The sequence below is a fragment of the Isoptericola luteus genome (assembly GCF_020297055.1).
Taxonomy (GTDB): Bacteria; Actinomycetota; Actinomycetes; order Actinomycetales; family Cellulomonadaceae; genus Isoptericola; species Isoptericola luteus.
The window spans coordinates 113,989-138,202 of sequence record NZ_JAIXCQ010000009.1 but is presented as its reverse complement, the minus strand read 5'-3'; the positions used below and the strand labels follow the sequence as shown (position 1 = coordinate 138,202).

The following is a 24,214-nucleotide window of genomic DNA, read 5'->3' as shown; positions in this document are numbered from 1 at the left end:
CGTCCCTGCGCGTCGTCTTCAGAGCCCGGGAAGGCGACGGCCAGGGACGGAAGTGCGCGGTCGGCAGGCTGTGGATGACCACATCGGACGATGGTGAGCCTCTGGTGGACTGTTTCCGTGCCCCGACGCCCACCTGCCGTCCCGAACTCCCTGCTCCGGCTGGCCTCGCTCCAGGAAGGCCTCGTCTCGGCCGACCAGTGCCGAGAACAGGGCGTCACCCGGTCGCAGGTCGCCGGCTCCCTCCGCCGCAACGAGTGGCGGCTCGTCGTCCGCGGCGTGTACGACGTCGGTCTCCCCGTGTCCACGACGCGCCACGAGCTCGATCGTGGACGACGACGGTCCGCCGTCCTCGGCGTCCTCGCCCACCGGGGATCGATCGCCACCGGGCTGGCCGCGCTGGTGCTGCATGAGGTCCAGGGTGCGCCGGCGAGGATCCGACCCGAGGTCACCGTGCCCACCGGCGCTCCTCGCGCGACGTGTCCGCCGGTCCGGCTCCGACGGATCGCGCTCGACCGGTGGGACGTCGTCGCCGGTCTCCGGGTCGCCGCGGTCCCGGACGCCCTGGTCCAGGCCGTGCCCGAGCTGGGCCGCCGACATGCTGTGGCGCTCCTGGACTCCGCGCTCCACAGGGAAGCCATCACGCCGACCGAGCTCACCGCCGCCCACGCCGCCGCAGCGCGCCGTCCGGGAGTCGCCAGGACCCACGGCTGGTGGAGCGACGCGGACGCACGCGCGGAGTCGCCGGCGGAGACCTGGGCACGGCTGTCGTGCGTCGATCTCGGGTTCCCACCGGACACCCTGCAGCTCGCGATCGCCGGACGTGACGCCAGGGTGTTCGCGCGGGTGGACCTCGCCTGGGTGCTACCCGGCGACACCGTCCTGCTCGTGGAGATCGACGGTCGCGACGTGCACTCGACACCCGGTGCGGTCTTTGCAGACCGGGACCGCCAGAATCGGCTCGTCACACCCCGCACGATCGTTCGCAGGTTCACCGGCTCGGACGCCTGGAACGGGCGAGTGGGCGTGGCGATCGCACGTCTCCTGACCGACGCCGGCTGGCGACCGGCGCCGCTCGCCCACGACGCCGTCCTCCGCGTCGTGGGCTGAGGCCCCGTGGCTCAGACCGAGCGGCGTTCCCGCACCGCGGCGGCCAGCGTGCCGAGCAGCTCCGCCGTGGTGCCCCAGTCCATGCACGCGTCGGTGACGGACTGCCCGTAGGTCAGCTTCTCCAGCGGCGCGGGCTTCTGCGCGCCGGCGACGAGGAAGCTCTCCATCATCAGGCCGGAGATCCCCCGCTCACCGGCGGCGAGGCGCGCTGCGACCTCGCGCACCACCTCGGCCTGGCGCACGTGGTCCTTGCCGGAGTTGCCGTGCGACGCGTCGACGACGACCCCCGCCTCGACGGCGCCACCGAGGCCCGAGGTGCGCGCCACGGCCAGGGCGTCCGCGACGTCGTCGGTGCCGTAGTTGGGGCCGCTGCGCCCGCCGCGCAGGATCACGTGGCAGTCCGGGTTGCCGGTGGTCTCGACCGCGGCCGCCCGGCCCTCCGCGTCCGCCCCGAAGAACGTGTGCTCGCTGGCGGCGGTGATGCAGCCGTCGACGGCGATACGCACGTCCCCGTCGGTCGCGTTCTTGAACCCGACCGGCATGGACAGCCCGGACGCGAGCTGCCGGTGCACCTGCGACTCCGCGTTGCGCGCGCCGATGGCCCCCCAGGTCACGGCGTCGGCGATGTACTGCGGGCTGGTGGGCTCGAGGAACTCGCAGGCGGCCGGCACCCCCGCGTCCAACACGCCGAGCAGCACCTCGCGCGAGAGCCGGAGCCCGTGGTGCACGTCGTGCGTGCCGTCCAGGTGCGGGTCGTTGATGAGGCCCTTCCAGCCCACGGTGGTACGCGGCTTCTCGAAGTAGACGCGCATGACGACGACGAGGTCGTCCGACAGCTCGCGCGCCAGCGGCGCCAGGCGGTGGGCGTACTCGAGCGCGGCCTCCGGGTCGTGCACGGAGCAGGGGCCGACGATGGCGATGAGCCGGTCGTCCTCGCCCCGCAGCACGTCGCGCACCTCGCGGCGTGAGGTGGTGACGAGGTCGCTGCGGGGGGTCCCGAGCGGCAGCGTGGCCCGCATCTCGCCCGGCGCGGGCAGCGGGTCGAGCGCGCGGACGCGCAGGTCGGAGGTCTCAGCCATCAGCTCAGTATGGGCGGCGGCGCTGCTGGTGGTGGTGCGCATCGGGGCTCCTGGTCGCGTTCGGGGTGCTGGCGGTCGTGGCGGGTCCGGCATCGTCGACGCACCGTGGCCCATGCCCGACCGGAGCGGCCCGTCTGACGACGAAGGGCCCCGGACGCATGATGCGTCCCAGGCCCTGTGCTGGCTCCGGAGGTGGTCGTCGGTCAGGCGTCAGCCCGCCGAGCTCCTACCGGAGCCGGCGTAAAGCGCCAATACCAACGGGTGTCCACGTCGTCGAAGGTACGTCGTCGGTGGTCCGTCGTCCAACTCTGTCCACCATCCGGGCCTTCGGGACGGTGGGTAGGGTCGCCGCATGCCTGTCCCCGATTTCGTCGCCGCGCTCCGCGCGCACGTCGGTCACGACCTGCTGTGGCTGCCCGGGGTGTCGGGCGTCGTGCTCGACGACGACGGCCGGCTGCTGCTCGGTCGGCGCGCGGACACGGGCCGGTGGGCCGTGCCGTCCGGCATCCTCGAGCCCGGCGAGGAGCCCGCGGCGGGCCTGGTGCGCGAGGTGCTCGAGGAGACCGGCGTCGACGTCGTCGTCGACGCGCTGGTGTCCGTGACGGTGACCGACCCGGTCGACTACCCGAACGGCGACCGCTCGCAGTACCTGGACCTGTGCTTCCTGTGCCGCCCCGTGAGCGCCCTGGCCGCGGCGCGTGCCCACGTCGGTGACGACGAGTCGCTCGAGGTCGCGTGGTTCGCCCCCGCCGACGTCCCAGCGGACCTGACGCCGTCGTCCGCCGAACGGCTCGCCCACGCGCTCGGGTGGCGCGCCGCTCCGGGCGCCGGCCCGTTCTTCACGCGCTGAGCCTTTTCGTCGCGCGCGTCGAACCCATCTCTGGTTGTGTGTCCTTGGCCACATCTCGCCCCGACAGCGACGTCCTGGCGGATGGGCACGCCGGTCGTCTTCCGGCCGGCGCTCCAGCACACCTTGGAGGAAAAGTGAGAGTACGCACCACCAGCGCGTTCGGCGCGGCGGCGGCTCTGCTGGCAGCAGCCGTCGTCGTCCCCGGTGTCGCCGCCGCAGCACCCGCTCCCGGCGAGCCACCTACTCACGACTCACCCGCGCACATCAAGAACGACGACCGGCCCGACACCCTCGCCGACAAGCGGCAGGCGCTCAAGCAGGAGGCCGTCGACCGCGTCGCGACCGGTGACGCGAAGGTCGTCACCCGTGGCAAGGGCGACCGGACCTCGAAGTCCGTCAAGGTCGGCAAGGGCCAGTGGGTCGAGTACGAGACCGAGCAGACGGCCCAGCTCCTGAGCTTCCTCATCGAGTTCGGCGACCAGGCCGACGACCGGTTCCCCGACGCCCCGACGTCCGGGCCGCTCCACAACGAGATCCCCGAGCCCACCCGGAGCGACAACAGCACCTACTGGACGTCGGACTTCTCCCAGGAGCACTTCGAGGAGATGTTCTTCACCGGCCTGGACGACCAGAACGGCGAGTCGTTCGCGGGCGTGTACGACGAGATGTCGTCGGGCCGCTTCGACCTGCAGGGCGACGTCTCCGACTGGGTCACCGTCCCGTACGCCGAGGCCTCGTACGGCCAGACGGAGTCGAACGTCGACATGACGCGGTTCGTCCAGGACGCCGCCGACGCCTGGTACGCCGACCAGCTCGCCGCCGGCAAGACCGACGCCGAGATCACCGAGTACCTCCAGTCGTTCGACGTCTGGGACCGCTACGACCTCGACGCCGACGGCGTCTTCGACGAGGCCGACGGCTACATCGACCACTTCCAGGCCATCCACGCGGGCGAGGGCGAAGAGGCCGGCGCCCCGGAGTGGGCGATCTGGTCGCACCGCTGGGCGGTGAACCCGAACGGGTACCTCGAGGGCGACGGTCCCGCCGACTACGAGAAGGCCGGCGGCATCAAGATCGGCGACTCCGACCTCTGGATCCGCGACTACACCACCGAGCCGGAGAACGGCGGCCTCGGGGTGTTCGCGCACGAGTTCGGCCACGACCTCGGCCTGCCGGACTACTACGACACGGCCGGCGGCGAGAACGGCACCGGGTTCTGGACGCTCATGAGCTCCGGGTCCTGGCTGGGTCACGGCAAGGACACCATCGGCACCACGCCGAACCACATGGGCGCCACCGAGAAGATGTTCCTCGGCTGGCTGGACTACGAGACGGTCGAGCCCGGCGAACGAGCCCGGGTGAAGCTCGGCCCGTCGTTCCACGCCACGAAGAAGGCGCAGGCCGTGGTCGTGAACCTGCCCGACGGCGTCAAGCAGGTCGACCTGGGCGTGACGCCGCACGACGGCCAGTTCGCCTACTCCGGCTCCGCGAGCAACGTCAACAACTCGCTGGCCTCGCCGACGTTCACGGTGCCCGCGGGCGGGTCGCTGACCGCCAAGGTCAACTACGACATCGAGGTCGACTACGACTACGCGTTCGTCGAGGTGTCCACCGACGGTGGCGCGTCGTGGACCCCGCTGCCCACGAACCAGTCGGACGAGGGCGCGAACGGCGGCATCTCCGGCACCACGGACGGCGCCTGGGTCGACCTCACGGCGGACCTGTCCGCCTACGAGGGCCAGACGGCGTCCGTCCGGTTCCGGTACGCGTCCGACGGCGGCGTGAACGAGCTGGGCCTCGCCGTCGACGACGTGGCCGTGGGCGACGCGCTGACGGAGGACTTCTCCGACGGCGTCGCCGGCTGGACCAACGACGGCTTCACCGTCATCTCCGCCGACGGCACCTACGACGTGGAGTATTCCCACTACTACGTGGCCGAGAACCGGCAGTACGCCGGGTACGACACGACGCTGCGGACCGGCCCGTACAACTTCGGCTGGACGGAGTCCAAGCCGAACACCGTGGAGCACTTCCCGTACCAGGACGGCCTGCTGGTCTGGTACGCGAACAGCTTCTACGGGGACAACAACACGTCGCAGCACCCGGGCGGCGGGCGTGCCCTGCCCGTCGACGCGGACGCACGCGCCATGCGGTGGTCGGACGGCGTCGTCGCCCGCAACCGCATCCAGGCGTACGACGCCACGTTCACGACCGGCCGGTCCGACTCCTTCCGCCTGCACCGTGAGACGGAGGACGGCATGACCACGCTGCGCACCTGGGCCGACAGGACGGAGCGGGTGTTCAACGACTCCGACCCGTACGCCTACTACGACGAGACCAACCCGGGCGGATCGGTGATCGTGGCCGGGTCCGGCACGAAGATCAAGGTCTCCAAGCTGGACAAGAAGCACGGCGTGATGACGGTGGACGTCACGACCCCGCGCAACCGCCGCTGACCCGTCGGCAGCGAGCCGCCAGAGCCACGTCCCGGTCCGCAGGGGCGTGGCTCTGGCGCGTCGCGCCTCGAGCTGTCAGGGCCACGTGCACGTTGTTGAGCACGTGAGCCTGACAACTGGGCGGGAACGGGCGGGTCAGCGGGCGTAGCGCTCGACGAAGTTGCGCAGGATGCGCATGGGCCAGGTGACGCGGTGCGCGCGGGCGTTCGCGACGACGTCCGCCGCCTCGTCGGGCGCGAAGTACCCGTACGACTTGTAGACGTCGACCCGCTGCTCGATGCCCGCCAGGTCGAGCTCCGGGTGGAACTGGGTCGCGTACACGTTCCGCCTCACCCGGAACATCTGCACGGGTGCGCCCGCGGAACGGGCCAGCAGGGTCGCCGACGGCGGCAGCTCCCGCACCGCTTCCTTGTGGCCCAGGTAGGCGGTGAAGCGGGGCGGCATCCCGGCGAGCAGGGGGTCGGCGAGCCCGTCGGGCGTCAGCTCGATCTCCGCGGGCCCGACGGGTTCGGAGTACGTGCGGTCGACGACGGCGCCCTGGTGCACCCCGAGCGTCCCGACGCCGTAGCACGCCCCGAGGAACGGGAAGTCGCGGTCCACGACGTCGTCGAGGAGTGCCGCCATCTCGCCCTCGACCCGCACCTGCACGTCCGACTTCTCGGCGGGCGGGTCCGAGGAGTTGAACGGCCCGCCGCCGACGACGATCCCGGAGCAGGCGTCGAGGTCGAGGACGGGCATCGGGTCCCGCTCCAGCCGCACGCGGAGCAGCTCCTCGGTGGACAGACCGGCGTACCGGCGCACGGCGTCGTACTCGCCGTCGGCGGCGACGTCCTCCGCCCGGGTACCGAGGAACAGGAACGGTTTCACCGCTGCACTCTAGGCATGCGCGTCGTCCGGCGCCCTCTCAGCCGTGACCGCGACGGGGCGGCGCGACCAGAACGATGCCAGCACGGACCCGGACACGTTGTGCCACACGGAGAACAGCGCCGCGGGCAGCGCGGCCGCCGGCGTGAAGTGCGTGGTGGCAAGGCTGGCCGCGAGGCCGGAGTTCTGCATGCCGACCTCGACGCTCACGGCCCGGCGCGCCGACTCGTCGAGGCCCGCCGCACGCGCGGCGCCATACCCGAGCAGCAGCCCGAGCCCGTTGTGCAGCACCACCGCGAGCGCCACCAGCAGTCCGGTGCCGAGCACGGCGTCCGCGTTCGCGGCGACGATGCCGGCGACCACGACGACGATCCCCAGCACGGAGACCAGCGGCAGGTACGGCAGCATGTACCGCTCGACGAGACCGCCGGCGAAGGTCCGCACCAGCAGGCCCGCGACCACGGGGATGAGCACGACCTGCACGATCGACATCACGAGCGAGCCGTAGGTGACGTCGAGGGACGACCCGGCGAGCCAGAGCACCAGCGCCGGGGTGAGCAGCGGCGCGAGCACGGTCGAGACCGAGGTGAGCGTCACCGACAGCGCGGTGTCGCCCTTGGCGAGGTACACGATGACGTTCGACGCCGTCCCGCCGGGTGCGGCGCCGACGAGGATCATGCCGATCAGCGCCTCGCCCTCGAGCCCGCACAGGTGCCCGATCCCCCAGGCCAGCAGCGGCATGATCGTGAACTGGCAGACGACGCCGACGAGCACCGCCCAGGGACGCCGGGCCACGAGCGCGAAGTCCGCGCCCCGCAGCGTGAGACCCATGCCGAACATGATGATCCCGAGGAAGAGGGGGATCTGTGTGGCGATCGGTGCCAGGGCGTCGGGCGCGAGGAGTCCCGCCACACCGCCCAGCACCACGAGGACCGCGAACCACCGACCTGCCAGCTCCGCCACTGTGCGCACCCGCCGCACCCTACCGACTCGGCGCCGAGCACGGGGCCGGGATCGACATGCGAGCCATGTCGGTCCCGACCCCGTGCTCGGCGCTCAGGGTGAGCGGGTCACGTCCAGCGGAACAGCCGGATCGCGAGGGGCAGCAGCACCGCGGTCCACACCACCATGACGACGCACTGCAGCAGCGGGAACCCGGACTCGAACCAGCCCGTCGTCATCGCCTGCCCGGCGGCGCCGAGCGGGGTGAACTGCCCGATCTGGCGCAGCAGCTCGGGCATGATCGGTCCCGGTGTCCACAGGCCCGCGAGCAGCAGCATCGGGAAGTACAGGGACATGGCGATCGCGTTGGCCGCCGAGGCCCGTGGCGCGACCGCTGCCACGAGCATGCCGACCGCGAACATCGCGCACATGCCGAGCACGAAGGCCAGGAGCACGACCCCGACCTGCGTGGGAGTGGCGACGTCGAACGCGAGGAGCGCGACGACCAGGGCGAGGGCCACGCCCACCACGGTGGTGCCCGCGTTGATGACGAGGTGGCTCGCGACCATCCCCTGGGGCCGCATCGGCGTCGTGGACAGCCGGCGCAGCACGCCCTTCTCGCGGTACGTCGCGACGGTCACGGGCATGACGGTGAGCGATGCCGTCCCGACCGCCATCGCGATGACCGTCGGCAGGTACGTGGCGATCGGCGTGAGCCCGTACCAGACGGACCCCGGCGGGACGTCCTCGACCATCGGGTCGCGCATCCCCGGGATGGCGAACCCGACGCCGACGAGGATGAGGGTCGGGAACACGATCCCGAAGAACGGGGCCGCGAAGTCCCGCAGCCAGACGCGGGTCTCGGTCCGCAGCAGCGGTCCGAAGCCGCGCCAGCCGGCAGTGCCCTGGCGGGCCCGGGACGGTGCGGTGGGCGTGAGGGCGGTCATGACCGGTCTCCTTCTCCAGCGAGGGCGGGCTCGCGCTCCGCCTGGGGGTCGTAGGTGCGCCCGGTGACGGCGAGGAACACGTCCTCGAGCGTCCGCGTGACGGTACGCACGTCGTCGGGCACGAGGTCGGCCTCCGCGAGGGCGGGGACGACGGCGAACAGGACGCGCGGGGTGCCCGTGACGGCGACCTCGAGCCCGCCGTCGGAGACCTCGACCCTGTCCACGTCGGGGTGCCGGGTGGCGACGTCCGCGAGGAGCGTGCGGCCCCGGGCGGCGTCGTCGGTCGCGAACCGCACGACGACGGTGCGGCCGCCCTCGAGCCCGTCGATCAGCTCGGCGGGGCTGCCCTCCGCCACGACCCGCCCGGCGTCGATGACGACGAGCCGGTCGCACAGGCGCTCGGCCTCCTCCATGAAGTGGCTGACGAGCAGGATCGTCACGCCCGTGTCACGCACCCGCTCCACGAGCTCCCAGGTGGCGCGGCGCGCCTGCGGGTCGAGGCCCGTCGTGAGCTCGTCGAGGATGGCGACCTGCGGGTTGCCCACGAGCGCCAGCGCGATGGACAGCCGCTGCTTCTGCCCGCCGGAGAGTCGGGCGAACTGCTTGTCGGCGTGGTCCGCGAGGTCGAGCAGCTCCATGAGCTCGCGAGGGTCGGCCGCGTCGTCGTAGAACGACGCGAAGAGACCCAGGGCCTCGGCCACGGTGATCTTGTCGTGCAGCGAGGACTCCTGGAGCTGCACGCCCAACCGGTCGCGGACGGCGGCCGGGTCGCGCAGGGTGTCGATGCCGAGCACGCGGACGGCGCCGCCGTCGGCGGACCGCAGCCCGGCGAGCGTCTCGACGGTCGTGGTCTTGCCGGCCCCGTTGGGGCCCAGGATGCCGAAGATCTCTCCTGGCTGGACGGCGAAGGACACGTCGTCCACGGCGACCTTGGCGCCGTACGTCTTGCGGAGGTTCCGCACCTCCACGATGGGATCGGCCATGTCAGGCCTCCTTCGTCGGTTCGTTCGGATGGTTGTCGGTCGGTCGTTCGGGCACGTGGTCGGGCACGGTTCAGGGGCGTCCTCTCTGCTCGGGGCTCACGGGGACGGAGCGCAGCACCCGGCCGGCGACGACGGCCGCGATCACCGCGGCGGCGAGCCCGCCCACGACGACGACCGCGGCGCCGAGCGGCAGGCCGAGGTCCGCGGCGAGCGGGCCGGCGTCGGGCCCGCCCCGGCGCAGGAGGCCGGCCATGCCCGTCGCCGTCGCGACGTCGGCCAGCGCTGCCGGCAGGAGCAGCGGGGCGATGAACAGCGTTCCGCGCCACGCGCCGAACCGCCGGTAGCCGCCGACGACGGCCAGTCCCACGAGCGTGTAGGTCACGACGACGAGCGCCTCCCCCGCCGCCGTGACCATGAACCCCGCAGGGGTGTCGAGCGGCACCGCCGAGGCGGTGCCCTGCCAGGTCCGGTCGAGCGACGTGTACAGCCGCTCCTCGGCGACGGCGAGCAGCACCGCCAGGACCCCGAACACGCCGCCGGCGACGACGGCCGCGCGGGCCGCGCCCTCGACGAACGAGCGCCGGGTCCCGCCCGCCGCGAGGTGGAGCGTGAGCCAGCCCGCCGTGACGACGGCGCCCACGGTGAACGCGACCCAGCGGGCCGGGCCGCCGGCAGCGTCGTAGCTGAGGCCCTCCATGTCCCCGCCCCAGCGCTCGACGGCTAGGGGCACCCCGGCCACGAGCAGTCCCCACAGGGCCCAGAACCAGGCCCCGGCGACGAGCAACGCGCGCAGGAACTTGCGTCGGGCGACCCGCACGGCGGGCCTGTTCAGGGTCTGGGGCGAGACGCGGCGCCGGTCGGTGCCGCTCATGTCGCGTGTCGTCATCGCGCTCACCTCGCGGGCCGCAGACGGAGGCCCAGGAGCTGCCACCGCAGCCAGAGCGCGGCGAGCGCCAGCAGGACCAGGCCGCCCACGAGGCGCAGCGACGTCGGGATGACGAGGTCGGGCGCGTTCGCGGTCACGGCGTCGGCCACGCCGCCGCTCCCGACGACGGCCTCCACCAGCCCCAGCATGGCGAGCCCCGGCACGACGAGGACGGTGCCACGCCACACGCCGTAGGCCTGGTAGCCCGTCGCGACGGCGACGGCCACGAGCATGTAGGCCGCGGCGACGATGCCTTGGGTCCCGACGGTCACCAGGAAGCCGGTTCCGGTGACGGCCGTGGCGTCGGGGCTCGTCCACTCCCAGCCGAGCGCGCCGAACAGGCCTCGCTCCGCCAGCAGGAAGAGGGCGTGCAGCACCCCGTAGAGGAGCCCGGTCACCAGCGACGCCCCGAGAACCCCGGTGAACAGGGCGCGCCGGGTCCCCCCGGCGGCAAGGTGCGTGGCCAGGACGAGGAGGAACAGGATCATCCCCAGGGAGAACGCAAACCAGCGGGCGCTGTACTCCGCGCCGTAGGACACGCCGCCGCCCATGACGCCTCCGGAACGGTGCACGACGAGCGGGACGACCACCATGACGAGGCCGAACACGGCCCAGAACCCGAGTCCGAGCACGACGCACCCCTCCGTGACGGTGCGGAACACCTTGCGCACCGCGCAGGAGTGCACCTGGGCCGCGAAGGCATCCCGCTGGTCGCGGGTGACGGTGACGGCGCTCATCGGGCACCGCCGTCCTGGCCGGCCGCGACGGCGCCTCGCGCGTCGAGGTCGGGCTGGGTGAGGCGGACGAAGAGGTCCTGCAGCGGCAGGGACCCGATCTCGACGCCGGCGGCCCGGGCGGCGGCGCTCTCGCCGTCGGCGGGCGCGCCCTCGAGGGTCACCTGCACGGTGGCGCCGAGCTGCTGACGGTGCAGCACCCGGCGTCCCGCCGCGATCTGCTCGACGGCGCGCGCCGGCCCGGTGAGGCTGAACCCCCGCGCCTGGATCTGCTCCGCGGGCTCGGCCAGCAGCACCTTGCCGCGGTGCAGCACCACGACGTCCTCGAAGAGCCGCGCGACCTCCTCCACGAGATGGCTCGACAGCAGGATGGTGCGGGGGTGCTCGGCGTAGTCGGCGAGGATCTCGTCGTAGAACGCGTACCGCGTGGGGGCGTCCATGCCGAGGTACACCTCGTCGAGGACGGTCAGGGGTGCCCGGGCGGCCAGGCCGATGATCGCGCCGACGGCCGAGCGCTTGCCGCGCGAGAGCGCGGACGGCTTCTTGCGGGGGTTCACCTCGAACAGGTCGAGGAGGCGCGCCGCGAGGTCCGCGTCCCAGTACGGGCGCATGTCGGCGTAGTACTTCAGCGACTCGGAGACCTTCTCCTCGTCCTGCAGGTCGCCGCTCTCGCGGACGAGCTGGACGTTCGCCGTCACCCACGGGTTCTCCCACGGGTCCTCCCACAGGTCGTCCGCCGCGTCGGGGCCCACCCGGATCGTGCCCGACGTCGGCCGGGTGTACGACGCCAGCAGCGACAGCAGCGTGGACTTGCCCGCGCCGTTGCGGCCCAGGATGCCCGTGATGACGCCCGGGCGGATCGTCAGGTCCACGCCGTCGAGCGCCGTCGTGGCGTCGTCCTTGTACGTGGTGCCGGCGACCGTCATCCGGCGCTGCGTGCCGAACCGGACGACGACGTCGTCCAGGCGGGCGCCGAAGGGTGCGGGTGTCATGACTCCTCCGTGGTGGTGGGGCGGGGCTGGTGGCCGTTGCTGCCGAGGACGTAGGCGACGATCTCGTCGGTGGGGATGCCGAGGACGTCGGCCTGCGCGAGTGCGGGAGCCAGCACGTCGGCGAAGTACGCGTCGCGGTGCTGTCCGAGGAGGCGCTCGCGCGCGCCGGGGGCGACGAACATCCCCAGGCCGCGGCGCTTGTAGAGCACGCCCTCCTCGACGAGGCCGCTGAACGCCTTGGCCGCCGTCGCCGGGTTGATGCGGAAGGTCGTCGCGAACTGGGTGGTGGACATGACCTGCTCCTCCTCGGCGAGCTCGCCGGCGAGCACCTGCGACCGGATCATCTGGGCGATCTGGACGTAGATCGGCTCGGGTCCGTCGAACACGCGGGCCTCCCTCGGGCTGGTTCTTTGCTTCGGTGGTTCATTACTCGACTAATGAACCACAGACCCACGTCGGCGCGCAACCCCTTCGTGCGAGTTGTCAGGTCCACGTGCACGTTCCCGTGCTCCTGGGCCTGACAACTCGCCACCCCAACGACTTGTCAGGCCCAAGTCCACGTTCCGGTGCTCCTGGGCCTGACAACTCGGCAGGGGTGGGGCTGTCCACAGACGCCCGGGCAACGATCTGACGGTTTGCTCTACAGTGTCGGCGACGTCACCGCCGACAGGGAGCCTCGTCATGACCCGATCCCGGGCCATATACGCCGCCGCAAGCCTCGCCGCCGTGCTGCTCGTCTCCGGGTGCGACGACGACCCGCCCGTGGCGCCGACGCCCGAGCCCACCTCCCACAGCGCGAGTCCCGACGCATCGCCGTCGGCGTCGCCCACTGCCACCGCGGTGGTCGTGGCCCCGGAACGTCCGGACGCGATGGACGACGACGGGGCTGACGGTGCCGAGGCGGCCGCCGTGTACTTCCTTGAACTCGACGACTACATGATGTCGACTGGTGACACCACCGAGTGGGAAGCGATGTCGCACAAGAGCTGTCAGCACTGTGCCAACCGGCTGAAGCGTGCAAACGAAATCGCCGACGAGGGCTACACATGGACGAGCGGGCCGACGAGCGCGCGGGTCGTCCACACCTACGAACAAGATGCGGCGACGGGGACCTGGCCGATGGACATCGAGGTCACTCAAGGCGCGGTCACGCTCAGCGCCTCAGACGGCTCGGTCATCTACCAAGAAGATCAAGTAACCCTCGAGCTGGGCGTCGAGATCGCCTCGAAGAACGACAGCTGGGTCATCGTTGCCGTCAGCGCCCTCGAGGACGAGTGAGATGCGCCTTCTGGGAAGCATCCTTGCGGGCACGCTGTGCTTGACTGCTGCGGCGGACGACAAGCCAGAACCAGAACCCCGGCCATCGACGACGACCATAGTCGAGGACGAAGAAAGTTCGGTATGGGGCCGGATCGGCGAAGTGGGTGACACGCTAGAGGCGGGACGAGAGGGCACCCGGCCCTCCTCGGGCGACGGCCACAGTTCAGGCTCCGACGAGCCTCGGGACCGGTACCTGCGTGTCGACGCGCGGGCGTGCGGCGCGATGTCCGACATCGACACGATCTCCGCCATCGTGGCGACCCCGAGGGCGTGCGACGAGGGCATGCTCGACGTCGGGATCACGCCCGACTGCGACGGCGTCTGGCTCAACGCCCTCTGGGTCCAGCGCGTCCGCCCCGACGGCACGTACGCCGAGCCCGAACAGCTCACCGACAACGAGTGCATCACCCCTGCCGATATTACCGCCGAGGCGCAGCGTGAGTTCGCGACGATGAGGATCACGGCTCCGCCCGCGATCGTCCAGGGCGGCGAACCCATGCTGGTCAACGTGCACTACCCCGCCTACACGACCGCGGAGCCGCAGGAGCTCGAGGCCGTGCTGCTGGGCGTGCCCGTGGTCATCCGCGCCGACCCTGCCGAGTTCACGTGGGACTTCGACGACCCGCACGGCGCCGGTGGCGGCACCCTGACCACCACCGACCCGGGCCACCCCTGGCGTGACGGCGACCCTCTTCCCGATGCCACGTGGGTGGGCCACACCTACAGCCGGCTCGGCGACCCCGACACGGACGCCGGCGTGCACCGCGACGCCGAGGGCGACGTCTACCGCACCGACATCGCCGTGACCCTGACCACCACGTGGCAGGGCCGGTTCCGCCTCCAGGGAACCAGCACCTGGACCGACATCGACGGCGCCATCACCACGACCAGCACCACCGACCCGGCCACGGTCACCGAGGCCCGCACCCGCCTCGTCTGCGAGGACCTCCACGGCAACAGCTTCTGCTGAGCTCAACGATCCATCGAGCGGTCTGGTCCCGGTTCCCCCTTGAACTGACACGTCGCCTGGCCCGGCGGCGAAAGGTTCGGAGTGCCGAACCGGCGCCATCAGAGCGGCTGAGCGTTCGACGCCATGATCGAAGGATCCCCTACGCAGGGTCCGAAATGGTCAGGTCCATCCGCTCAATGATCTCCTCCGCGAGCGACCTGAACTCCCGGTAGCAGGTTTGCACGTACTGCTGCGTGCTGCCGAGCGCCCCGTCGGCCGCGCGCAGGTCGAACATCGGCTTGCGTGCGTCGTGCGCCAAGGGCATGAGACTGCGGAAGTTGCGCAGGGTAGCGATCTCATGGCTTCGGTCGTCAGCCTCAGCGGCGTCACCGAGCACGGCCGAGGCGAAAACGCGCGGGATGCGCTGCAACCACCGCGCATAGGCCTTGACCGGACGGTCCAGGCGCATCTCCGGCTGCATGATGACGTAGCCGAGGGGCTGCATCTCCCCCTTCGGCGCATCGAAGGCAGGCGGGTTCGGCCTCAACCTCACCGAGGCCGACTACGTCTACCTGCTCGACCCGTGGTGGAACCCCGCGACCGAGGCGCAGGCCGTCGACCGCGCCCACCGCATCGGCCAGGCCCGCAGCGTCATGGTCTTCCGCCTCGTCGCCGCGCGCACCATCGAGGAGAAGGTGATGGCGCTCAAGGAGCGCAAGGCCAGCATGGTCGGGGCGGTCCTGGGCGACGACGAGGAGTTCTTCTCTCAAGGTCTCGGCGCGGACGACATCCGCGGCTTGTTCGACGGCGGCGTCTGACGGTGGCCTACTGACGTCGCTCTGGCGACGTTTCGTCGTCCCGCCATCACCGAAGATCGTTCGGTGCGCCTCGTCGTGCCCGTGGCTCCGGTGGCACCCAGGAGAGCGCGCGCGAGCGACTCCGACGGCGTGAACGTGTCGAACAGGTCGGCGACCATCGGGCTGTGAGCGGCCCTGACGACAACCGGTGGAGGCGCAGGACGGCGTCACCGCCCGGGAGCAGGTATTAGTTGTCCACAAGTGACACTTGAACTGCCGTCATGACACTCAAGTGACCCTAGAGTGACATTGTGAACATCGAAATGTTCCTCAATAACGCTCCGGGAGAACTCGTCGCGATCCACGGGAGCGACCCGGTGCTGGGCGAGTGGCGACACCGAGCGTTTGTCCCGCACCCGTTGCCCATGACCAAGCCTCACTCCCCCGACCTATTTGGCCATCGCTGAGGCGCGCGCCGCCCTGGCAGCGCTCGACAGCACTGCCCGTCGACTCCCGAACCCCACGCTGCTCCGTATGCCCACCCTGCGACGAGAGGCGCAGAGCACGTCCGCGCTGGAAGGGACCTATGCGCCCTTGTCCCAGGTGTTCACTGCCGACGATGAAGAACCCGCCACTGCCGAGCTGGTCGAGATCCTCAACTACGTTCGGATGGCGAATGCGGGCTTCGCGCGGACCTCCGAGGGTTGGCCCATCTCCGTCACGATGCTCAATGAGCTCCAAGGGATCCTGATGGCAGGCACCCCGCTGCACGCCCAGTCCGGGCGGCTCCGGGACGGGCAGGTCGTCATCGGCCGCCGCGACGACGCCGCCGCGGTGGAGTTCCCCGTGGAGGCAGCGCGGTTCGTCCCCTCACCTGCGGGACTCGCCCTCGAGACCGGGGTGCGGGATCTCGTGGACTGGATGCGGACCGATCACCAAGGAGCGATCGATCCCGTGGTGGCAGCGGGCATGTCCCACTACCAGTTCGAGACCTTGCACCCGTTCCGCGACGGCAACGGCCGCATCGGCCGGTTCCTGATCGTCCTCCAGCTACAGAGCGCGGGCGTCCTCGTCGAACCCACGCTCACCGTCTCGCCATGGTTCGAGGCCCGGCGAAGCCAGTACTACGACCACCTGCTCGGCATCAGCACCCGCAACGACTAGGACACGTTCATCAGGTTCTTCGCCGAGGGCCTGCGCCAGGCGGCGGACACGACGCACCGGGAGATGGCGCGCTCGTCGCAGTTCAGGCCGAGCTCAAGGAGGTCATCCGTGCTTCCAGCCTCCGGGCCGACTCGGCGCACGCGCTCGTGGATCTTGCCGTCGCCAACCCCACCTTCACGGTCCGCAGGGTCGAGGCAGAGCTCGGTCTGTCGTACGGCAGGGCCAACAAGCTCGTCAGCCAGCTCGTCGACCTGAAGATCCTCGACGTGGTCGAACCGGACGCGTACAAGCGCCGGTTCTTCGCCCCGCGGGTGCTTCAGGTACTGACGCGCTCCGGTTGAGCCTGCCGAGACGACGCGTCTCGGCAGGCCCCACCGGAGCGACGAGGTCCGATCAGACCGGTGATCAGCCGGCGGCGTCGAGCACCTCCAGCTCAGCCAGGTCGCCGGCGACGATCTCCGCGATCTGCACGGCGTTGAGCGCCGCGCCCTTGCGCAGGTTGTCGTTCGACACGAACATCACGAGCCCGCGCCCGCCGGGTACGGACTGGTCGACGCGGATCCGCCCGACGAACGACGGGTCGGCACCGGCCGCCGCCAGGGGCGTCGGCACGTCCGCCAGCTCGACGCCCGGTGCGGAGGCCAGCAGCTCGCGCGCCCGCTCGGGCGTGATCGCCACGCCGAACTCCGCGTGGATCGCCAAGGAGTGGCCCGTGAACACGGGCACGCGCACGCACGTGCCGGACACGGCCAGGTCCGGCAGCCCGAGGATCTTGCGCGACTCGTGGCGCAGCTTCTGCTCCTCGTCGGTCTCCCCGGACCCGTCGTCCACGATCGACCCCGCCAGGGGCACGACGTCGAACGCGATCGGCGCGACGTACTTCGACGGCGCCGGGAAGTCCACGGCCCCGCCCGAGTGCGCCAGGCCCTCCAGGTCCCCGGCGACGGCGGCGCGCGCCTGGTCGGCGAGCTCGCGCACGCCGTCCACCCCGGACCCGGAGACCGCCTGGTAGGTGGCGACCTGCAGGCGCTCGAGCCCGGCCTCGTCGGCCAGCGGCTTGAGCACCGGCATCGCCGCCATCGTGGTGCAGTTCGGGTTCGCGACGATGCCCTTCACGGCGTCACCGATCGCTTCCGGGTTCACCTCGGAGACGACGAGCGGCACCTCGGGGTCGAGACGCCACGCCGACGAGTTGTCGATGACGACGGCGCCGGCCTCGGCGAACCGAGGGGCGTGCTCGCGCGACGTCGAGCCGCCGGCGGAGAAGATCGCGACGTCGACGTCGGCCAGCGCCTCGGTGGGCGTCGCCGCGACGTCCTCGACGACCACGTCGACCCCGCCGAACGGCAGCACCGACCCGGCGGAGCGCGCCGACGCGAAGAACCGCAGCTCCCGTACGGGGAACTCGCGCTCGGCCAGCAGCCGGCGCAGCACGCCGCCGACCTGCCCGGTCGCGCCGACGACGGCGAGGCTGATCCCGTGCTCGTTGATCCGTGCCACCGCGCTCACCGCCCCGAGCCCGCGTAGACGACGGCCTCGCCGTCGGCGGAGTCCAGGTCGAACGCCGTGTGGATGGCGCGCACGGCGTCGTCCAGGGCGTCCTCGCGGGTGACGACGGAGATGCGGATCTCGGAGGTGGAGATCATCTCGATGTTGATGCCCGCGTCGCGCAGCGCGCCGAACAGCCGCGCCGACACGCCCGGGTGCGACTTCATCCCCGCGCCGACGAGCGACAGCTTGCCGATCTGGTCGTCGTACTGGAGCGACGCGAAGCCGATCTCGTCCTGCAGGCCGTTCAGGGCGGCCAGCGTGGACGGGCTGTCGCCGTGTGGCAGGGTGAACGAGATGTCCGTCAGCCCGGTGTGGGCTGCCGACACGTTCTGCACGATCATGTCGATGTTCGCGCCCGCGCCCGCGACGACCTCGAAGATGCGCGCGGCGGTACCGGGCTTGTCGGGGACGCCGACGACGGTGATCTTGGCCTCGCTGCGGTCGTGCGCGACGCCGGAGATGATCGGGGCTTCCATCGGGGTTTCCTCCTGCTCGCCGTCGGGGGCGTTCGGGTCGATCCTGTCGCCGTACGTGCCGGTGACGAGAGTGCCTGTGGTGCTGCTGAACGAGCTGCGCACGTGCACGGGCACGTCGTAGCGGCGCGCGTACTCGACGGCGCGCAGGGCGAGGACCTTGGCGCCCGACGCCGCGAGCTCGAGCATCTCCTCGTAGGTGACGCGGTCGACCTTGCGCGCACCGGGGACGATGCGCGGGTCGGCGGTGAACACGCCGTCGACGTCGGTATAGATCTCGCAGACGTCGGCACCGAGGCCGGCCGCGAGCGCGACCGCCGTCGTGTCCGAGCCGCCGCGGCCCAGCGTCGTGACGTCGTTCGTCGAGCTCACGCCCTGGAACCCGGCGACGATCGCCACCTGTCCGCGCTCGACCGTCTCCCGGATGCGGTGCGGGACGACGTCGACGAGGCGCGCGCGACCGTGCACCGCGTCGGTCATGAGGCCGGCCTGCTGGCCGGTGAAGGACTTCGCCTTGACCCCGAGATTGGTGATCGCCATGGCGAGCAGGGACATCGAGATGCGCTCACCGGAGGTGAGGAGGATGTCGAGCTCGCGCTGCGGGGGCAGGGGGGTGATCTGCCCGGCGAGGTCGAGCAGCTCGTCCGTGGTGTCGCCCATGGCGCTCACCACGACGACGACCTCGTTGCCCGCCCGCTTGGTCGCTGCGATCCGTTTGGCCACGCGCTTGATGCTCTGGGCGTCTGCGACCGATGATCCGCCGTACTTCTGTACGACAAGTGCCATGCTTCACAACCTTCTGTCGCCGGCCTCCGTCTCTCTCAACGGCCCGCCGGGTGCTTGTGCTTGCCCGTCGATGGTAGACGGCGACCGCCCCGGTCGACGAGTGGCGTCTCAGGTCGTGACTACTCGAACGCTGTGAGCGGGCGTTTGGCCCTCCGAAGCCCCGTCGACAGGGCCAAACGCCCGCTCACAGCGAGGAGGGGGGCGCTCAGGCGAGCTGGTCGGTGATGACGTCGTAGCCGAGCTTGAGGATGAGCGCACCCACGACGACGACGAACACGACCCGCACGAACGCGCTGCCCTTGGCGACCGCCATCCGGGCGCCGACGTACCCGCCCACGAGGTTGGCGGCGCCCATCGCCAGGCCCAGCCCCCAGATGACGGCGCCGTGCGGCACGAAGAACAGCAGCGCGCCGAGGTTGGTGGCGAAGTTGACGATCTTGGCGAGCGCCGAGGCGGGCAGGAACGCGTACCCGAGCACGCTGACCAGGGAGATCACGAGAAAGGTGCCCGTGCCCGGCCCGAGCAGGCCGTCGTACGCGCCGATGACCAGGCCGATGCCCGCGGCGGTCCACCGGTGCCGGTTGCCCTCCCAGCGCAGGTTGTCGTGCGCGCCGAGCTGCGGCTTGAGGATCGTGTACGTGGCGACGCAGACCAGCACCACGAGGATGACCGGCGTGAACAGCTCGGACGGGATCCTGCTCGCCAGCACCGCCCCGCCGAAGGCGCCCACTAGCGCGGCGAGCGCCATCGGTCCCGCCGTCGTGAGGTCCGGCCCCACCCGCCGGTAGTACGTGATGGCACTGGTCGAGGTGCCCATGATGGAGCCCAGCTTGTTCGTCGCGAGCGCCTGCACCGGCGAGATGCCCGGCACGAGCAGCAGTGCGGGGAGCTGGATGAGCCCGCCGCCGCCCACGACGGCGTCGACCCAGCCGGCCGCGAGACCGGCGAGGACGAGGAGCACGATCGTGAGCAGGTCGAGGTCGGGCACGCGCAGATCCTGCCACGGCCGCGCCCGTCCACCCACCGGGCCGCCGGGCCGCTGGGTCGCGGGCCACCGGCCACCGCGCGAATGCATAACCGTGCGGTTATGCTTGCTGGATGGACGTCTTCGAGGCGCTGGCCGACCCGGTACGCCGGGAGCTCCTGCTCGCGCTCCGCGGCGCCGACCTCTCGGCCAGCGAGCTCGGCGACCCGCAGCCAGGCTCCCAGCCCGGGGTCAGCAGGCACCTGCGGCGGCTGCGCGAGGCAGGGCTCGTCGACGTCGAGGCCCGAGGGCGGCACCGCGTCTACTCGCTGCGTCCGGACGCACTCGCCCCGGTCGAGCACCTCGTCGCAACACTCCGGGCAGAGCCGGCGACAGGGACGACGACGGAGGCGGACGTGAGGCCTCCCCTGCCGGCCGGAGCCTTGGCGGGGCTCGACCTCGAGGTCCGCCGGACGACACGAGAACGCCGCGCCGCCCGGACGGCGGCCCGAGAAGAGGAGACGGCATGAACGACCACGAGCAGAGCGAGGGGCGCGACGACGACGCCGCGGCCGGGCCCCGGGCCACCGGGACCGTCACGACGGGCCGCGAGGGGCGCGAGCTCCTCCTCACCCGGACGTTCCGTGCCCCCGCGTCCGACGTGTGGGCGAGCCTCACCGAGCCCGACCGGATGGAGCGCTGGATCGGGCGGTGGGAGGGCGACCCGTCCACGGGCCGCGTCACGTTCTTCATGACGGCCGAGGGCGACGACGTCGACCCGGAGGAGGTCCGGATCACCCGCTGCGAACCACCGCACCGGTTCGCGGCCGACACGACGACGGCCGGCGAGGTGTGGCACGTCCGGTTCGACCTCGACGAGTCCGGTGGCGTCACGACCCTGACGTTCCGCCAGCTGCTCGGGCCGGAGGCCGACCCGGGTTCCACCGGGCCGGGGTGGGAGTACTACCTGGACCGCCTCGTCGCCGCTCGGGAAGGGCGGCCGACGGACGCCGTGCCGTGGGACGCCTACTACCCGGCCATGAGCGAGCACTACCGGCGGGCCGCGGACGGCGCGTGACCGCCGCGGGCCCTCACCGCGAGGCACGCCCGGGGCCGCGAGCTAGGCAAGGAGCCCGGTTCAGGGACCCGGGTCAGGAGTGCAGCGCGTCGTACTCCGCCTCGGCGGCGACGTCGTCCTCGACGTCGAGGCGCAGGTGGCCGAGCACGCCCTGGAGCACGCGCAGGGCTGACGACGCGCGCTCACCCCACGAGGAGAGGTAGCTGAACTGCCACCACCACAGCCCCTCGAGCTCGTGGCCGTCGTCGTAGTGCTGGAGCCCCTTGGCGAGCTCCTCGGCCACGCACGCGAGGTCGCCGGAGAGGGTGGCGGGGGCGACGTCGGCGTTCAGCGCCGGGTCGGACACCTCGACGTAGTCGTCGAAGCCGGCGAACATCTTCGCCAGGGCGTCGCGCAGGGGGTCGACGTCGGTCTCGGGCCCGGCGTCGGGCTCGAACCGCTCGGTGGGCACGACGTCGACGACGGCCGCGAGCCGCGCGCCGGCGGCGAGCAGGTCCGACGTCGCCAGGATGAGCAGCGAGAGCTCGGCCCCTGGCGCGGCGCCTGACGCGACCTGCGTCGTCGTCGACAGGAACGTGCGCGCCTGCGCGGACATCTGCTCCGCGATGTCGCTGTACTCGGAGCCTGGTTCGATCTCCCCCACGATCTGTCCTCCCTGCGCCGTGGTCGACAGCGCGATCTGCCGGTGGTGCCGGACGGCCAGCTCAGCCGCCGACGACCCGCCTGCCCTCGAACGCCCGACCGAGGGTGACCTCGTCGGCGTACTCCAAGTCTCCCCCGACCGGGAGCCCGGACGCGAGACGAGACACGGTCACGCCCATCGGCGCGATGAGGCGCGACAGGTAGGTGGCCGTGGCCTCGCCCTCGACGTTCGGGTCGGTGGCGAGGATGACCTCGGTGACCGTGCCGTCCGCCAGGCGGGTCATGAGCTGGCTGATCCGCAGGTCGTCCGGGCCGACGTTCTCGATCGGGTTGATGGCGCCGCCGAGCACGTGGTACCGGCCGCGGAACTCGCGGGTGCGCTCGATCGCGACGACGTCCTTGGGCTCCTCGACGACGCAGATCACGTCGTCGCTGCGGCGCGGGTCGACGCAGATGCGGCAGCGCTCCGACTCCGCCACGTTGCCGCAGAGCTCGCAGAACTGCACGCGCGCCTTGACCTCCGTGAGCGCGTCGGCGAGCCGGCGCACGTCGGCGGTGTCGGCCGCGAGCAGATGGAACGCGATCCGCTGCGCGCTCTTGGGCCCGACGCCGGGAAGGCGGCCGAGCTCGTCGATCAGGTCCTGGACTGCGCCCTCGTACACAGTCGACCAGCCTACGGTGCGCCGACGACAGCGGACGCCGCCCGGGCGGCGGGCAGCCTCAGATCCAGCAGCCTCAGATCCAGCCCTGGGCGCGGGCCGCCCGCACCGCCTCGTGCCGGTTGCTGACGCCGAGCTTCGCGACGGCGGACGACAGGTAGTTGCGCACCGTCCCGGCGGCCAGCGACGCGCGCCGGGCGATCTCCTCGACGGGCGCTCCCTCCGCCGCGAGCTCCAGCACGTCCGCCTCGCGCGGGGTCAGCGGCGAGTCCCCCGCGGAGATCGCGTCCGCCGCGAGCTCGGGATCGACGTACCGGCCGCCGCGGGCCACCTGACGCACGGCCCCCGCCAGCACCGTCGCCGGCACCGTCTTGGGCAGGAACCCCCGCACGCCGGCCGTGAGGGCCTTCTTGAGGTAGCCCGGCCGGCCGTGGCTCGTGACGATCACGACCTGGCAGCCGGGATGCGTGCGGCGCACGGTCTCGGCGACCTCGATGCCGTCGGCGCCCGGCATCTGCAGGTCCAGGACGGCGACGTCGGGGCGGTGCGCCATGATCGCGGCGATCGCCTCCGGCCCGTCCCCGGCCACGGCGACCACCTCCAGGTCGTCCTCGAGCCCGAGCAGCTGGGCGACGGCGTCGCGGATGAGGGTCTCGTCGTCCGCGAGCACGACCCGGATCACACGACCACCCCCGACGGCACGGGCACGCGCGCCGTGACGACGAACCGGTCGCCGTCGGCCGCCACGTGGAGCTCCCCGCCGACCGCCGCGAGCCGTTCCCGCAGGCCGGCGAGCCCCGACCCTCCGCTCAGGCCTGTGACACCGCCGACGCCGGTCCGTGCCCCGTCGTTGCTCACCCGCAGCACCATGGCCTGCTCCTCCCGCTCCAGGTCGATCCGGCACGCGGTCGCCGCCGAATGCCGCACGATGTTCGTCACGGCCTCCCGCACCACCCAGGCGAGCGCCTCCACCTGCGGCGCCGCAAGGTCGGGCACGTCGCCGACGACGCGCACCGCCGTCCCCGCCGCGTGCAGCACCGACCGGGCGCCGTCGAGCTCGGTCGCGAGGTCCGCCGCACGGTACCCGGCGACGACGCCGCGCACCTCCCGCAGGGAGTCCTGCGCGAGGGTCCGCACCTCGTCCATCTGGTCCGCGGCACGGGCGTCCCCCCGGCGGGCCAGCGCGCCGGCGAGCTCCGCCTTCACGGCGACGGCGGACAGCGCCCGGCCGACGACGTCGTGCATGTCGCGGGAGATTCGCAGCCGCTCCTCCGCGACGGCGAGCCGGGCCGCGACCCCACGTGCGTCGTCGAGCGCGCGGACCACCTCGACGATCCACATCGACATGCGCAGCGTCCCCGCCCACAGCAGGGTGAAGGTGTAGGCACCGAGGCCGAGGGGGACGACGTCGACCATCCCCTCGGACCCGGCGCGTGCGGCAGCCAGGCCGAGCGGCACCACGAGCGCGAGCAGCATCAGCCTGCCCATGGGGACCGCGACCGCCAGCGCGCCGATCGTCGCGGCGCCGGTCACGAAGAGCATCACCGTGCGCGGGTCGCTGCTCACGCCTCCGCCGTCGTACGCCGGCAGCACCAGCAGGACGGCCACGACCAGAGCGACCGTCACCGCCGCCAGGGCGACGACGACGGCGCCCGGACGGCGCCCGTGCCACAGTGCGTGGTCGAAACCCACGTGCACGGTCGCGAAGCAGAGCGCCGTGTGCAGCAGGCCCAGGACGACGAGCACCAGCGCCGCCCCCGCGCCCGGCACGGTGCCGACGCCGGACAGCGCGGCGGCCGCGTACAGGAAGAGGAACGGCTCCAGGAGCACGAACAGGTACAGGCTCACGCGGGTGTAGACCTCGACCCCGCGCGCGCCACCGGCGAGGGTCGCGGCGGGCCGACGACTGGTCACGTCGTCAGCCTGCCACGACACCCCGCCGGGTGCGGTCA

The 24,214-nt window shown here is 71.9% G+C and carries 26 protein-coding genes and 1 pseudogene; 10 read left to right on the top strand and 17 right to left on the bottom strand.

Going from position 1 to position 24,214, the window contains the following annotated elements; all coding sequences use genetic code 11:
- Positions 1–117: 117 nt before the first annotated feature.
- Positions 118–1,107 (top strand): hypothetical protein, encoded by a 990-nt coding sequence (locus tag LEP48_RS13605; RefSeq protein WP_225566135.1) that lies wholly within the window; start codon positions 118–120, stop codon positions 1,105–1,107.
- A gap of 11 nt (positions 1,108–1,118) precedes the next feature.
- On the opposite strand, the gene LEP48_RS13600 is transcribed toward LEP48_RS13605, so the two are convergent.
- Complete coding sequence (locus LEP48_RS13600; RefSeq protein ID WP_225566134.1) at positions 1,119–2,186, bottom strand: 3-deoxy-7-phosphoheptulonate synthase; 1,068 nt, start codon at positions 2,184–2,186, stop codon at positions 1,119–1,121.
- A gap of 352 nt (positions 2,187–2,538) precedes the next feature.
- Here LEP48_RS13600 and LEP48_RS13595 point away from each other — a divergent pair, with 352 nt between their 5' ends.
- Together LEP48_RS13595 and LEP48_RS13590 are read left to right on the top strand one after the other, a co-directional pair.
- The gene (locus tag LEP48_RS13595) at positions 2,539–3,036 is read left to right on the top strand and encodes an NUDIX hydrolase (protein ID WP_225566133.1); all 498 of its coding nucleotides are present in this window, start codon (positions 2,539–2,541) and stop codon (positions 3,034–3,036) included.
- A 134-nt stretch (positions 3,037–3,170) separates the two neighbouring features.
- Complete coding sequence (locus LEP48_RS13590; protein WP_225566132.1) at positions 3,171–5,492, top strand: immune inhibitor A domain-containing protein; 2,322 nt, start codon at positions 3,171–3,173, stop codon at positions 5,490–5,492.
- Between the two features lie 135 nt (positions 5,493–5,627).
- Here the strand turns inward: LEP48_RS13590 and LEP48_RS13585 are convergent, their stop codons facing one another.
- The 8 genes from LEP48_RS13585 to LEP48_RS13550 form a co-directional block, all read right to left on the bottom strand.
- Entirely contained in the window at positions 5,628–6,359 is a 732-nt protein-coding gene (locus LEP48_RS13585) for a glutamine amidotransferase (protein ID WP_225566131.1), read from the bottom strand.
- A 9-nt stretch (positions 6,360–6,368) separates the two neighbouring features.
- The gene (locus LEP48_RS13580; RefSeq protein WP_225566130.1) at positions 6,369–7,328 is read right to left on the bottom strand and encodes a bile acid:sodium symporter family protein; all 960 of its coding nucleotides are present in this window, start codon (positions 7,326–7,328) and stop codon (positions 6,369–6,371) included.
- A 98-nt stretch (positions 7,329–7,426) separates the two neighbouring features.
- Positions 7,427–8,245: an ABC transporter permease gene (locus LEP48_RS13575; RefSeq protein WP_225566129.1), complete on the bottom strand. Its 819-nt coding sequence runs from the start codon at positions 8,243–8,245 to the stop codon at positions 7,427–7,429.
- Positions 8,242–9,228: an ABC transporter ATP-binding protein gene (locus LEP48_RS13570; RefSeq protein WP_225566128.1), complete on the bottom strand. Its 987-nt coding sequence runs from the start codon at positions 9,226–9,228 to the stop codon at positions 8,242–8,244. Before LEP48_RS13570 ends, LEP48_RS13575 begins: the two co-directional genes overlap by 4 nt.
- A gap of 70 nt (positions 9,229–9,298) precedes the next feature.
- On the bottom strand, positions 9,299–10,114 hold the full coding sequence (locus LEP48_RS13565; RefSeq protein WP_225566127.1) for a hypothetical protein: 816 nt from the start codon (positions 10,112–10,114) through the stop codon (positions 9,299–9,301).
- A 5-nt stretch (positions 10,115–10,119) separates the two neighbouring features.
- A complete protein-coding gene (locus LEP48_RS13560) occupies positions 10,120–10,890 on the bottom strand; it encodes a hypothetical protein (protein ID WP_225566126.1) in 771 nt (256 codons plus the stop codon).
- Positions 10,887–11,879, bottom strand: coding sequence for an ATP-binding cassette domain-containing protein (locus LEP48_RS13555; RefSeq protein WP_225566125.1), 993 nt, complete (start codon positions 11,877–11,879; stop codon positions 10,887–10,889). The genes LEP48_RS13560 and LEP48_RS13555 overlap by 4 nt, the downstream gene beginning before the upstream one ends.
- Positions 11,876–12,265 (bottom strand): GntR family transcriptional regulator, encoded by a 390-nt coding sequence (locus LEP48_RS13550; RefSeq protein ID WP_225566124.1) that lies wholly within the window; start codon positions 12,263–12,265, stop codon positions 11,876–11,878. The genes LEP48_RS13555 and LEP48_RS13550 overlap by 4 nt, the downstream gene beginning before the upstream one ends.
- 295 nt (positions 12,266–12,560) lie before the next feature.
- Here LEP48_RS13550 and LEP48_RS13545 point away from each other — a divergent pair, with 295 nt between their 5' ends.
- Both LEP48_RS13545 and LEP48_RS13540 read left to right on the top strand, forming a co-directional pair.
- A complete protein-coding gene (locus LEP48_RS13545; protein WP_225566123.1) occupies positions 12,561–13,157 on the top strand; it encodes a DUF6318 family protein in 597 nt (198 codons plus the stop codon).
- Between the two features lie 265 nt (positions 13,158–13,422).
- On the top strand, positions 13,423–14,169 hold the full coding sequence (locus tag LEP48_RS13540; protein ID WP_225566122.1) for a hypothetical protein: 747 nt from the start codon (positions 13,423–13,425) through the stop codon (positions 14,167–14,169).
- Positions 14,170–14,308: 139 nt separating this feature from the next.
- Here LEP48_RS13540 and LEP48_RS13535 read toward each other — a convergent pair whose 3' ends face one another.
- Positions 14,309–14,653 carry a hypothetical protein gene (locus LEP48_RS13535; protein ID WP_225566121.1) on the bottom strand — a complete coding sequence of 115 codons (345 nt, stop codon included), beginning with the start codon at positions 14,651–14,653 and terminating at the stop codon, positions 14,309–14,311.
- 19 nt (positions 14,654–14,672) lie between these two features.
- Between LEP48_RS13535 and LEP48_RS13530 the strand changes: the two are divergent.
- The 3 genes and pseudogenes from LEP48_RS13530 to LEP48_RS13520 all read left to right on the top strand — a co-directional run.
- Positions 14,673–14,966 (top strand): annotated as a pseudogene (locus LEP48_RS13530) (helicase-related protein); the annotation flags it as partial.
- Between the two features lie 432 nt (positions 14,967–15,398).
- Complete coding sequence (locus tag LEP48_RS13525) at positions 15,399–16,109, top strand: Fic family protein (RefSeq protein ID WP_225566120.1); 711 nt, start codon at positions 15,399–15,401, stop codon at positions 16,107–16,109.
- 146 nt (positions 16,110–16,255) lie between these two features.
- On the top strand, positions 16,256–16,450 hold the full coding sequence (locus tag LEP48_RS13520) for a hypothetical protein (RefSeq protein ID WP_225566119.1): 195 nt from the start codon (positions 16,256–16,258) through the stop codon (positions 16,448–16,450).
- 64 nt (positions 16,451–16,514) lie between these two features.
- Here the strand turns inward: LEP48_RS13520 and LEP48_RS13515 are convergent, their stop codons facing one another.
- The 3 genes from LEP48_RS13515 to LEP48_RS13505 form a co-directional block, all read right to left on the bottom strand.
- Complete coding sequence (locus LEP48_RS13515; RefSeq protein WP_225566118.1) at positions 16,515–17,609, bottom strand: aspartate-semialdehyde dehydrogenase; 1,095 nt, start codon at positions 17,607–17,609, stop codon at positions 16,515–16,517.
- A 5-nt stretch (positions 17,610–17,614) separates the two neighbouring features.
- Positions 17,615–18,919 carry an aspartate kinase gene (locus LEP48_RS13510; RefSeq protein WP_225566117.1) on the bottom strand — a complete coding sequence of 435 codons (1,305 nt, stop codon included), beginning with the start codon at positions 18,917–18,919 and terminating at the stop codon, positions 17,615–17,617.
- A 205-nt stretch (positions 18,920–19,124) separates the two neighbouring features.
- Positions 19,125–19,907 carry a sulfite exporter TauE/SafE family protein gene (locus tag LEP48_RS13505; RefSeq protein ID WP_225566116.1) on the bottom strand — a complete coding sequence of 261 codons (783 nt, stop codon included), beginning with the start codon at positions 19,905–19,907 and terminating at the stop codon, positions 19,125–19,127.
- A gap of 110 nt (positions 19,908–20,017) precedes the next feature.
- Between LEP48_RS13505 and LEP48_RS13500 the strand changes: the two genes are divergently transcribed.
- Both LEP48_RS13500 and LEP48_RS13495 read left to right on the top strand, forming a co-directional pair.
- Positions 20,018–20,413, top strand: coding sequence for an ArsR/SmtB family transcription factor (locus LEP48_RS13500; protein WP_225566115.1), 396 nt, complete (start codon positions 20,018–20,020; stop codon positions 20,411–20,413).
- The gene (locus LEP48_RS13495; RefSeq protein ID WP_225566114.1) at positions 20,410–20,961 is read left to right on the top strand and encodes an SRPBCC family protein; all 552 of its coding nucleotides are present in this window, start codon (positions 20,410–20,412) and stop codon (positions 20,959–20,961) included. Before LEP48_RS13500 ends, LEP48_RS13495 begins: the two co-directional genes overlap by 4 nt.
- Positions 20,962–21,034: 73 nt before the next feature.
- On the opposite strand, the gene LEP48_RS13490 is transcribed toward LEP48_RS13495, so the two are convergent.
- The 4 genes from LEP48_RS13490 to LEP48_RS18855 form a co-directional block, all read right to left on the bottom strand.
- Positions 21,035–21,604, bottom strand: a complete 570-nt coding sequence (locus tag LEP48_RS13490; RefSeq protein WP_225566113.1) for a DUF5063 domain-containing protein — start codon at positions 21,602–21,604, stop codon at positions 21,035–21,037.
- A 61-nt stretch (positions 21,605–21,665) separates the two neighbouring features.
- A complete protein-coding gene (recR, locus tag LEP48_RS13485; RefSeq protein WP_225566112.1) occupies positions 21,666–22,265 on the bottom strand; it encodes a recombination mediator RecR in 600 nt (199 codons plus the stop codon).
- 73 nt (positions 22,266–22,338) lie between these two features.
- Entirely contained in the window at positions 22,339–22,944 is a 606-nt protein-coding gene (locus tag LEP48_RS13480) for a response regulator transcription factor (RefSeq protein WP_225566111.1), read from the bottom strand.
- Entirely contained in the window at positions 22,941–24,176 is a 1,236-nt protein-coding gene (locus LEP48_RS18855; RefSeq protein WP_225566110.1) for a sensor histidine kinase, read from the bottom strand. The genes LEP48_RS13480 and LEP48_RS18855 overlap by 4 nt, the downstream gene beginning before the upstream one ends.
- Between the last annotated feature and the right edge of the window lie 38 nt (positions 24,177–24,214).